The organism is Photobacterium sp. GB-36 (genome assembly GCF_003026135.1).
GTDB lineage: Bacteria > Pseudomonadota > Gammaproteobacteria > Enterobacterales > Vibrionaceae > Photobacterium.
Window position 1 is genome coordinate 90,857 of sequence record NZ_PYNY01000004.1, and the last position, 13,027, is coordinate 103,883.

At 39.8% G+C, this 13,027-nt stretch carries 3 protein-coding genes; all 3 read right to left on the minus strand.

From position 1 onward, the window contains the following. Nucleotides 1–92: 92 nt before the first annotated feature. On the minus strand, nucleotides 93–3,452 hold the full coding sequence (locus C9J46_RS05245; RefSeq protein ID WP_233217690.1) for a hypothetical protein: 3,360 nt from the start codon (nucleotides 3,450–3,452) through the stop codon (nucleotides 93–95). Nucleotides 3,453–3,532: 80 nt separating this feature from the next. Beyond that, nucleotides 3,533–4,009, minus strand: coding sequence for a hypothetical protein (locus C9J46_RS05250; RefSeq protein ID WP_107206757.1), 477 nt, complete (start codon nucleotides 4,007–4,009; stop codon nucleotides 3,533–3,535). A gap of 244 nt (nucleotides 4,010–4,253) precedes the next feature. Further along, on the minus strand, nucleotides 4,254–11,780 hold the full coding sequence (locus C9J46_RS05255) for a GEVED domain-containing protein (RefSeq protein ID WP_369918875.1): 7,527 nt from the start codon (nucleotides 11,778–11,780) through the stop codon (nucleotides 4,254–4,256). Nucleotides 11,781–13,027 lie beyond the last annotated feature (1,247 nt).

Consider the following 13,027-nt stretch of genomic DNA (forward strand, 5'->3'; position numbering starts at 1 on the left):
TCCAAGGGAAAAAGAAAAGGGCTTATTAAACGAATTAGCAATACGCTTAATAAGCCCCCCTACAATTGTAGGGAGGACTTTATTAATGTGATTTAATCAACGGTTACTGAGAAGTGACTGATAACTTTATCACCAGGCTCAAGTGTTCCGATGGTGTAAGTAACACCAGAACCACTAACTCCTTGAGTTATGGTACCTGCTGTATGGCTTGTAGCATCAGGGTTACATAGAGGACCTAAGTTATCTGACGTTAATGAATATGTACCAGCACCAAATAACACAGGAGTAGTTATTGAGTTACGACATGACTTAAGCTCACCAACATTTGCACCTGTGAGATCGAGGAACGTGGTGTATTCGGTTAACTCGTCCGTTACAACTACATTAAGTGCATCATCTGTACCTTCATTCACTGCAACAAGCTTCCAAATAATACATTGACCAGGCTCGACAAGCGTAGAATGTCTTTGTTGGAATCCACCATCGCTATCTGGAATCGAGTCGCAATTTGCGTCAAGATCTACATATTTGTACAAGCGTAGCTGACCTGCAATAACTTCTGAGTTATCTTCAGCCTGTGCGGTAATAGTTGGAGCAGAAACGACGACAGCAGTAAGTGTTGTCTTATTCACAGTACCCGCAGTTGCATTAGTTGGGGCAAATACCGTATTCAATAGAGGAATACTTTCACCCGGTTCTAACTGGATATTTGGCTGTAAATCAGTACCGTCACTTGCGTCACATTGCACTTCAACAGCGATTGGAGCACCACCATCCATTGGCACAACATTAATGGTTCTATCACCTGTATCACACAAGTTACCAATCTCAATAGGTTGGCCCGTATCGTTATCTAATATAGTTAACGTATTATCAAAGCCATCTGCTGCTTTATCGTTAGCAGAATCTAATGTGATGTATTCTCTTGTGTTACCAGTGTTAGATAGGAAGTGTTCATATGCAATACCACCACCAGCTTCAATTTGGTTTGACAGTGTAGTAGGCGTGTAATCAATGCTCGCAATCGTACGAATATCAATTGCTTCTACTTTAATGTCTGTCGCACCAGAACCTGCTGAGGTTACTTGGATATAAATAATGTAATCATTATCGCCATCACTATTTGCATCTATTGCACTTGCTTGCTCACCAGCAGCAAACGGTAACGCGGAATCATTTGCTTGTGCACGAGCATAGATTGGATCCAGTGGAACGGTTATTTCTGCCGTTAATACTTGTGTGCCATTGGCTGGAATAGGAGGTGTGGTCGTAATGACAGTATTAGTACCAAGAACATCTACAGTACCATCTGAATCGGTATCGATACCTGCATCTTTAAACACAATAGTCCAGTTTGTTGGCATATCCGCAAGCCAAGCTGTACCAGCTACGTCATAACTACCGCCAGTGGTTAGTGTGAATGAATCAGGACTGCCTCCTTCGTTCGTAATATATACTGTCGTTGTCAACGTTTGACCAAGTTCTGCATCATTAAATACAGTGGCGATATCAGCAGGATCTAATGTGCCATCTGTTACATCGACAGGATCCACATTGGTTGTAGGATTTGGCGTAATTTGTTGGTTTGCCACATCAACCGTTGGTGGTGATACCGTAGTCAAACTTTCAGTTTTCGATGCTGAAATTGTTGGATCATTTGTAGACGTAATGGTTGTTGTTGCATTAAATGGTGCAGTTGAATTATGAGCATCTGGTGGTAAGCGAACAACAACACGTATTAGCATTTCATTACAGTTCAACGTTATTCCATCTTCAGTTCTTGCTGCATCGGCAAGTAAACCTGAATTTAAACACGTTGCGGATGGGACAGGTCCAGTATCAGGAATACTATTGCTGTTGTTATCGACTAACTGAGCAGTACCTGTTGCATTCCAATAACTAAACGTTGTGCCAGCAGGGAAACTGTTACCTGGGTCACCTGGTGCTGGTGTGGTAACATCGAACATATCAATTTTGTTACCGTTGTTCGCCACTTTGTTATAAAGGAAGAACTCGCTGCCAGTCGGTGCTGTCGTGATAGTTTGAGTATCATCAACAGTGTTATCGTCATCACCACCTAAACCACTTGTACTTGTTGTCCCCGTATCGGACACATCAACACCTGTGGTTGTTTCTGTGACGACTTCTGTTGGATTTGAAGTACTTGGTGGAGGACTTGTTGGATCAGCACACTCACCTGTATCTACTGTATCACCATCACCGTTTAAATCTGAACAGGCATATGCACTGTTTCGAACGACCACATCACCATCAACTATCGCTGGTGAATAAGCAACATAGAAGGTCATTGACACAGAGGTGAAAGAGGGTAATTCGGCATCGACAGCGTATAAACCCGGAATATTATCATCTATTGCATCACCATCAGAGTTGACATCAGTACCGCCTGCAATAAGGCTCTCACCACTTGCCTCTGTTGAACCATCTTGGTCTAAGTCGACGCCATGACTCGTTTCGTCAACAATATTTGCAGCATAAGTGGTCGTTGTATCACCATATGCAGCAAAGAGACCATCAGATATCGGGTTATATTGTGTCAATGTCGCTTGGCCTTGAATAATGGCAGTATTAGCTGGCTGACCATCAAAAATAGTCACATTATCAGCGTTTGTATTACCATTGTTCGCTACCGTTACAACATACTCAATTAACTCTACTGGATGGTCAGTGGTTGCATCATTATCCAGATCCAAGCCAAATGAACTTTCTGTATAACCTAGACCCGTTAAGTGAGTTGACGCCTTATTGATATCAATTACAGCATTATTAGTTACTGTAATTACATCGGCGTTAGTACCGTTAGCAGAGTCATTATTTGTACCTACATCAGTTACAGAATCTGTAACTGGAGTACTAACTGCACCCCCAGCATTATGCGCTTCAGCCGTTAAGGTAATCCCTAAGGTATCACTCATATTCGCTGTTGCAGGTACACCCACACCAACGATCAAGTTCATTGTTTCACCAGCGAGTAATGTAATGGTATCGCCGCTTGTGAATTCTGTTTCACCTGCATCTGGTGTACCATTTGTGTTAGCGTCATCAAACAGTTTTAATGTCACTGAATCTATGGTGTCGGTACGACCATCTCCTGCAGGTAAACCATCAGCAAAGGTCAATGTATAAACATCTTGACCATTACCGGTGTTAGTCACCACGTGAGGGATGTAAATGGTAGAACCTGGAGCTGCAGATACATCGTTATCTGTTTCGATTGTTGCACTATAGATTTGTTGTACCGTTACAACTGATTCGTTCGAAGAGGCTCTGTATGTATTACCAGCGGCATCTTCATACGTTACGGTTGCTAAGTTTTTAATATCAGTTCCGGCTGCCGTGGCTGCAAGGGCTTGACTAGACAAAGCACCTGCACCTACTGATATTAAACCCGCAGCAAACCACGTCATTATGGGTTTTAGTTGCGTATTCATGTAGTATTTACCTTTTAGGTGTTAATTGATCTTCGTATTACTTAGCTAATCCCTTGCATCCGCACGGGCCTCAACTTTGATTATTTAACCTCGATACGATAGGTGTATATCTGTTGCTCTGATGCTTTAATTGGACTTTCAGGAATCCAACGCACATCGGTATATTTCTCTGGTGGTATAATGACCTCCACTTTTTTACCATCTTTCATTATTTCGCGTTTAACGGGCTCAGTTTCGAAAGTGCTACCACCATCAATACTGACCAAGAATTTAGATGCAATAATGGTTTTACCGGTATTACCTACATATTGAGTATTTTCAGGGATTGGACCGGTAATAACTAAACCAGATAATGATTGATCACTATGATTTTTATAAACCAGTTGATATTCAACTGTATCTTTAGGTGAAACTTCATCAGCAGACTTTAATAACTCTTTACCATTTTTATCAACTTCTATTAAATAGGCATTCATTTGACTTGTTAGCGGTTGATTAGCAGAAGCAGAAAACGCAAGTGCTAAATTAAGTAAAAAAATTAATATTAAGTTTTTCATACTTACTCCATTTAAATATAAAAGACACAATGTCAGGAAAGCATCATGCTAATCGCATGCCAATAAATAAATCATTATTTTTCAGTTAATTAAATTAAAGTTAATATAATGGCTTCGCATATTGAGAATAATTACATTATTTTTATATATAAAATAACCTCCTGAAAAAAAATTAATAGCTATATATAAATAATATTAGATAAACTGAATTTATTAATACCATTTTTAAGAAAAAATAATATTATTATTCAATAGAAACTTTGTATTTTAATGTGCCTATTTGTCCTGGTAATAAGTCGCCTGTAAGCGTCCACTGAATTTCACCTTGATATCCAACGGTATTAGTGCCGTGTGTTGTATTTACGACACAACTTAATTCAGAAGAAGAACAATTTACTGGTTCTGAGAGTTTCGTAAATGGTGGTGTATTCTCATAAATTACGATATCTCTTATTGGGCCTGTACCACTATTTCTATAAGTTATCTCATATTCAAGAATATCTCCGGGCTCACCATTATTAATTAATAATGGTGAGTTATCTTTCGATATATTATTAACTGTTAAAGATAAACTTAACTGACCAGAGCCTGCATACGTTATTTTAGTCGTATCTTCTACCACAACTTGTTTAGTTAATTGAGGAGAAACACCTGCTAATTCAACACTTGCATTTATTTTGTATGCATACTGAGTATTAAAATACGCATTCGCAGGAACAAAAACACGACTAATTAAACATACATCAGTCAAACCTGTATAAAGTATTGCTGAATTTAAAATAACTTTATTATCGATATTATTTATATTTCCATCACAATTTGTATCGTAATAAAGAGTAATATTCCAACCACTAGAGTCTGTGTACCTACTGTCTTTCTCAATGGTAAATGTAACATTCGCAGATGTTGCTAATTTAAAACGATGAGGGAATAAAACGGCTTTGTTTGGTTCAGTCTCTTTAAATAGATTTTCAGTCAACGATGGCATTGCGACTTTACCAAAATTTAGCCCTGCTACATCATCACCCGCAAAAGCATTCACTGACATTTGTCCATCTTGATTACTTGTACTAGTAACTTGACTTACACCTGTAATATTGGCTTCACTCACCGCAATCCATCTTGATTGAGGCACCACATTTAAAATTAAATTCTTACCTGAATAATCTACACCCAATACAAAACGGTAATATCCATCTCCGCGAGTCGTTTTGGTTGATATGATGTCACCAGTTGTAATACCTGCAACTCCACTGTCATTAAACGTTACCGTTACATCAAAATCACTGAGGCCACTTTCACCACTATCTTTAATGCCATCATGAGCCGTACCACTTGAAACACCATTATCATCAAATATGAATCCACTTAATACGATACGATTAAGTAATTCAAAGACGTGATCTTCTACTTCGCCATCATTCGCCTCTCCCGTCGGCGTATTACAATTTGATGGTGCAGAGCAGAACCTAATTCGCATCGTCGTTTCACCGCTATACCCATTAGCACTCGCGGCATCAAGATCAATAGAAACAGAATTGGCACCAGCATTAAAATAACTATCATTAACAATCTGCTCATTTGCATCGTCAAAGTCATAATCACGATTTAAGTCAACCCAAACATTCACATAGCCAGCCCCGACAAGAGGAACATCGATATTAGTTGGTGTTTCAACAATAATTGGTGAAGGAATAGAAAGCTCTTCATCATCCAATGCATGATAATTATCCCCCGTTGCCTGAGCGCTTACTTTCGCTTCAAACTCTGGATCGATATTTGTCCCTAATAAGAAGTCTCCAATACCATCAGGCACATTTGAGTTGTCTGTGTTATTTATATTATCAACGTATAAATGAGATGCGGTCGGGTATTGACTATCTCCATCACTGAAATCTTTTGACTGATAACACCCTGCAACATCAGAATTTACTTGGGAACTGGTATTCAATTCTTTTTGGAATGTCACAGCAGCGGTAGGCACATTAATTCTATAAACAGCTGATATATCTGAACTATCTATTGTATTATCATTATTCGTGTCATGATTACCACCATTGGTAAATACATACAAATTGGTCATATTATCCATCACCAACGCTTGTGTTTGTAAGTTACCACTTCCATCCACTGTCGGTGACGCCAATCCATTGAACTGTAATGAGGTTCGACTTACATCTCCTGATGTTGTTATTTGATATAAATACCCTGCCACAATATCTACGGCATAAATATGATGACGAATACTATCAACCGCAATATCATCGCCAGCAGAGATCCCTGTAATACCTCCCGTGAAGTTGAAATCAATGACTGACATCTCTTGTGTTGCAACATCGATCCTTATTATCGAGTGCCAAGCAGGGTTCCATACATATAAGTATTGGTTATCAGAAGACATCGCACCGGCAGTAGGACTAGCAAGAGCAGCTGTACTGAAAGGATTCCCTTTAGAAATAGCAACAGAGTTGCCATCAGATAGCTGAATATCAATATTGCTATCACCGTAAACATAACCTAAATCAACGACATTTGTAGCCGAGCGATCGGTAACAAAAAGATGCAACTCTTGCGTAGTCGTATTCTCAAACACGCCGTAAATGTAGCCATTGCTTGTATCAAAACCTATGGCATTAAGCCCAGAAATATTTGACTGATTAATCACCGTTAATGGTGATTCTATTGCTGTGGTATCTAAAGGATTATTAGCCAAGTTGAGTCGCTCAAAAATGTAATTTGAGCTAACAAAACGCGTTTGAAGTGCTGTGTCACAGGTACTATTACTTGATAAGGCATAAAACAGGAATCTATAGTCCTCTACTTCGCCAATATCCACAGTACTATCGATTCGATCACACGCACTTGAGTCACATACTCGAATCCTAAAGAAGGAATACCCATACGTAACATTGCTAGGAACTGAGACACTAAAGTTATTTATTCCATTATTAGCATTAGTACTGCTTATAACTTTCTCGCCAGAATCATCCCAATCACCATCACGATTAAAGTCAAACCAACCATATAGGTGAATAGGATTTGCTTGCGCCACAGTATCTGCATTGACGGTGACAGTCACATTAATGACTTCGCCAGCTGCGGCAAAAGGTACACCATCAATTTCAGAGACAGAGAAGGTGACGCCATCCTCATCATCCAAATTGGTAGCATCATCAGCAAGTGCTATAGGATTTTGATAACTGCCTAAATCTGTATCCCATTGAGCCCCTAATCGTAAATCAATTTCTCCATTATCGTCATCATCAGACTGAACATGTGCAGCGCCATTATTCGAATAAGTCGTTGTATAGTCACCGACTCCTGTTGATGCAGAAATATCCGGAGCGTCACCAAGATCGGGGCCCAACACAACTGGAGCTTTAGTAAAGCATGCTTTTTGTAGGTTCCATGCCGCTCCCGTACTACCAGAGAATCCGAATCGCACTTTATCTTGATTATTAAAGTGACTGACAAAATCAAAAGTAACGTTTCCTATCTCAACACCATCTAAATAATACCGGAAGTTATTCGTTGCAGGATCCCAATAAAACTGTGTGATGTGGTATCTGCCATCTTCTAGTTCACCGGTTAATGCTCCAGTCGCAGTAGGGCCACCAACCGCAACAGGATCCATCAATGTAATAGCATCATTACCCGAACTTAAATCACCATTTAGATAGACCGCGGTATGATCAATATAATTTGGCGTACCGCCAGCAGTACTCAGATCGTCATTGTAGCCATTACCTGCATTATCATAAGTGTCAAATTCAAAAATAACCGATGGACTTATTGGACCATCACCTCCAGGGCCAACACCTAGTAATCCCCCCCATGAACCGACGGCGTTGAAACCACGGGAATCCGTTGTCATGATAAAAGTCATGCCATCGGCACCGGCTTCTATTGTTCCAGTACCAGCATTACAGCCGCTGTTACATGATCTGTCTCCTAGGTAAACTGCCAATTCAAAATATTGCGGAACACCAAGATCAATGAGGTCGTAACTCCACAGATAACCACGCTGACTTATTGTTTCTTCGGTAATAATGTACTCGTTAGTTGCCGCATCGAGTTTAGCGTCCCCTCTTTCTTCAACCATGGGTGCTACACATATACTAGGCTGTACTGTTGTAACTACTGTTGGAGTTTCTGTGTCGCTATCATTTGAAGAAACAGTATCTTGTATTTTCGCAGAAAGCACCTCGCCCACAAGAGAAGCTGGCGATGTTGTTTTCGTAATAAACCTTAATGTCGCATAGTCATCAAAACCGACACCAACATTACCGAGATTTAATTGTTTAGTTGATTCATCATAAATACCTGGCGCCAATTCAGTTTGGCCATCACCTTGATAAGCTTTTATGAAAATATAATCATCAGGAATTGTCATTTGTAAGATAACATCACGCACAATAAATGAACTGTGGTTTCTGACAGACACAACAAGATTAAAAGGAATACCATTAGTGACTGTTTGACCAGGATCAAGTGCCAACTCTACTTCAATATCCCCTGTAGGCATCAAAGAAATGGCATGATCTTCAACCTCACCTGAAGCAGATAATAAACCTGTTGGCATGTCACAGTCTGAGCTGGTCACACAGGTTCTTAAACGGATGAAACTATCAACAGGCTGAACATGTGCAGGAACAGGGAGCGTTAATTGCACTGAACTTGCTGATGTTGAAATGGTAGAAGTAGATAGGGTTTCGTCAGAGAAGGTACCATCACCGTCAAAATCGATCCAAGCATAGATATGGCCAGAAGACGAAGCAGGCGTAACGGGAATATTAAAGGACAATGCGTTCAATGAACTATCAGCACTAGAAGAATCAAGATACCCATAAAATGTTGGCTTTGTTAACGCATGCTCATCATCTGAACCTGCATTATCATCACCGTCTGCACTCGTCGATGCAGCAGCTTCAGTTTCATGGTCGGAACTTCCACTACCAATTTGCGGTAAACCACCATTTGTTACGTCATGCATTGGCCCACCAGAAGCAAATAATGTGGCGTAACTATCTGGTGCATCAGCAAAGTCAGTTAAGAATTGAGCATTACGGCACATTGCAGCATCACTACCTATATTAGGATTTAATGCCGCGATATTATCTTTAACTAAGTATCCTGTAATCGACGTTGCAGAAGAGCTTGAAACAGGAAAACGCCAGATTTCTTCATTATTGTGGTCATACATATAAAGTACGCCCTGTGCATCAAAGAAAAGGCCTGTGACATTGCTTGGGGTATTTGAAGTAATTAACGACGATGTAACCGTATAATTAGAGAAATTAAAGGTTAAACGGTAAGCATCGTTATTATTACCCACAGCAAAGGCAACGTTACTATTGGTTGGATGAAATGCGATATCTTGGAAATTGATCGCACTCGATAAACTAGTGGTCCCTACCACTGACAAATAATTAGCACTTTTTGAATCAACATTAATGAAGCGAACATTTGACTGATCATCGATTACAACCAATATATCATCGTCACTGATATCACCTGCAACGTAATCCCTTGCAGAATCTAACCCAACATTCACGCTGAATATTTTATAACCAACCGAATCAACCGCAACTACGTGTTGAGTCGCTATATCTATACCAAATATTCTGTTCTGTTGAACACTAAAGCCAAACGCATCGTAATCATTATTACTTGAACTTGTTGCCGTTACAGATGCAGTAACGGGATACAATTTAGCAAAATAGCTATTTGCACCTGAAGAGAAACGATATGGGTTAACAAATGCCTCTGAAGGACAAGTTGAAAAAGCATTACCTAACAATTTATCGCCAAAATTAATCTCTTGATCTGAGGTAACAGTGCCTAATTCAACTTTGTTAGGCGAGGTTGAAATAAAGCCGCTACTGTCTCCTATCTCGCTAGAAGGAGAAGGAGGACAGGCTGACGTACCACTGGATGAGGTTTCATACACATCATAATCATTACCGAATGTAATATCGAAACTGTAAAGCCCATTGGCATCGGTTGATTCGTATTGACACGTATTAGTCGTTTTATCATGTAAGGTAATCAATACATTACTGATACCTGACTCTGCCCCACCACTCGGTGATTGGTCAGAGTTAACATCACTATAAACTTTTCCAGAAACAGTTAGTTGCTCACCAATAGTAATTGGATAATCTTCTACTTCTCCGTCAGTGGCAACAAGGTGACTAGGTGTAATATTGCCTTCTGGATATTGACACTCATCTTCAACAGAGCAAACCCTAAAACGTAAATAACTTGCTCCTAAACTTACAAAACATACGATTAACTGGTCAGTTAAAGTAACTTCTCTCACTCTTGATCCAGAAGAGAAGTCTTCTGTATGACGGAACCAGTTATCACTAGTATTGAATTCACCGTCTCTGTCAAAATCTATCCATGCATTGATATACGCTGTTGATAAAAAGTCATTGTCAGCGGTGACGGTAAACGTTATATCTTGTCTTGTACATTTAGGTAAATAGAAAGGACCGGCATATCCATCATCACTGCTGTCAGTAAATGAAGTCGTTGTACCATTATCGGCGTTCCAAATACTTCCTAATTTGATGTTAACCTGACCATCACCATCACTATCCGCTTTACGGTGCATAGGAACAGGGTCGCCATCTTGTGTCCATATCGAGGCATAATCACCCTGTGTTTTGGTGTAAGTATTAGTATCTGTGGCATCACCAAAGTCATATTCACTACTTTGGATGTTCATCCTTTTATCTTCAACTTCCCCATCATCAAGGTGGCCAGTAGCATTTAAACTACCACCTGATGGACATGAATCGGTTGAACATATTCTTGAACGAATAAATACATCACCCGTCGAATTGTAAAGTGGCACTCTGTAATTAAGAAAATATTTGTTGTAAGTGTCACTTGTTGTAGGTAACGCTCTTTGTTCAGCAAAAAGGACTTCGTCAGTGTCAAATGTCCCACTTTGATCCCAATCAATCCACGTTTTCATGATATAAGCAGTGGCAGGGTGACCGGAGTTAGTATCTATACCAGCAGTAAATGTTAGCTTAATCGCATCCCCTGCATAAACATTGGTAACTTCAGGTAAAGAGTTATCCGCTAATATTTGCTGAATTGAAATGCCATCTTCGTCATCTGTACCATTAGTATCATCCGCTGTTGCTGTAGCATTTTGCAGAGTTCCGCTGTCATCATCCCAATTGGTACCAAGACGAAAATCAACCACTCCATCTACATCAGTATCTGAAATTTTATGTGAAGGGCCACCACTACCGCTTGTTGTTTGATAATTACCTGCGCCAGTACCTGCACTGGTATCAGGAGCATCACCAAAATCTAATTTAGGTCCTTCAATTGAAATTTTATAATCTTCAACCTCACCACTTAATGCTCTGCCTTTCGGTACTTGGCAATCATAGGACTCCTCACCAATAATACCTCCTAAACAATTTCTTACCCTTAAATATGTTTCACCTAATACTGCTGTTTCTGGAACTGAAACAGCAACATTAATTGTTCTAATCGCTCCTTGCCCTGATTCTGTTAGTGAATGAGATATCGTACCGTAGTTAGTTAAGTCACCAGTGAAGTCATTATTGTTATCCCAATCAATAAACAACGCCCAATCAACTTCGCTCGCAGTAAAATAATTTAGCCTGTAAGTAATAGAAACATTAATTGTCTCACCCGCAACAAAAGTTGCTGGTAATGTCACACCATCTTCATCATCATTACCACAGCCACCAAAAGAAATGCCTGTAGCCCCACCGACCACTGCAGAATTATCATCGACATCAGCATTAGCATTACCTGTCATATACTCCTCAGAGTCCCAACAAGAGCCTAAAGTAAGAGCCGGTTCAGAATAATCATTTGACATAGAGGATCTGAAATGGTGCATAGGGCCATTTGACTCATCTGCAAAGTCCGCAACATTGGCATCAAATGGGGCATCACCTAAATCAAATGGTGAGCGTAAACTAATTTTATAATCTTCAATTTCTCCAGCAGGCTGCACGCCCGTCGAAGTTAAAATTTTCTGCCCCAGTGAATCGGTTGTATAAGTACATGATGAGTCGCAAATACGGACTCTCATATAAGTTTGAAGGGTATCTACATTATGTGAGTAAAATGGAATAGTGAATGCCTGAGAAACGGTATGTGGGCTTGAAGCGCTATCTAAGTCAGCAACGAGAACCGTTGTAAAATCACCTGTTTTTGTAAAATCGATACCAACTTCTAAGTGTTTATCTGTATCGGTATTTTCAAAGTGTACATCAACATAAAAAGTATAAGTATCACCTATCCATAAAGTTTGAGACACCCCAGGGTTATCCAAAACAAGAGTGTCTCCAGTACTATGTCTGTGTATTCGAATACTGCCTTCATTTTCATCACTTGTTGTACAATTATTGAGATAGCCTAAACTCGTGTCATCTGAATTAGCTAAACTATTTGGAGAAGATTCATCTTCTGCATCCCAACATGGACCAATACGTATATCCTGAACACCGTCATTATTTTCATCTTTAAATTGGTGGGCAGGACCATTTGAGGACAACATCGTTGCATAAGATGGCCATACAGTGGAATTATATTGTTGATCTGGCGCATCCCCCAAATCAACAGGCTCATACCCATCTAAAACATCAAAGACAGTGATAAACATATGATAAGGATCATCTATGTCACCTTTTCCATCACCATGATAACTGTTTCCCGTATCTTCGGCTCGTGGGTAATCGTCACCCTCATCATAAGCGGTATAGTTTGGCCAGTATTTGATGGTACTTCGATTAATATTACTTTCAGTATTATTTTGACTATCAAGCATTGAATGGTCATCGTAAAACTCTATCGGATTCCCAGCGTTAGCACAGTTATTTTCCCATTTAGTGAAATCATGCCACCATTCATTATGGGAACCTTCCCCATTAAAGCTCCACCCCACATGACGACCAGCAACAAGTGCGCGAACAGAACCGTTTACATTTATCTCATGAGAAATACGATTATTTGAAC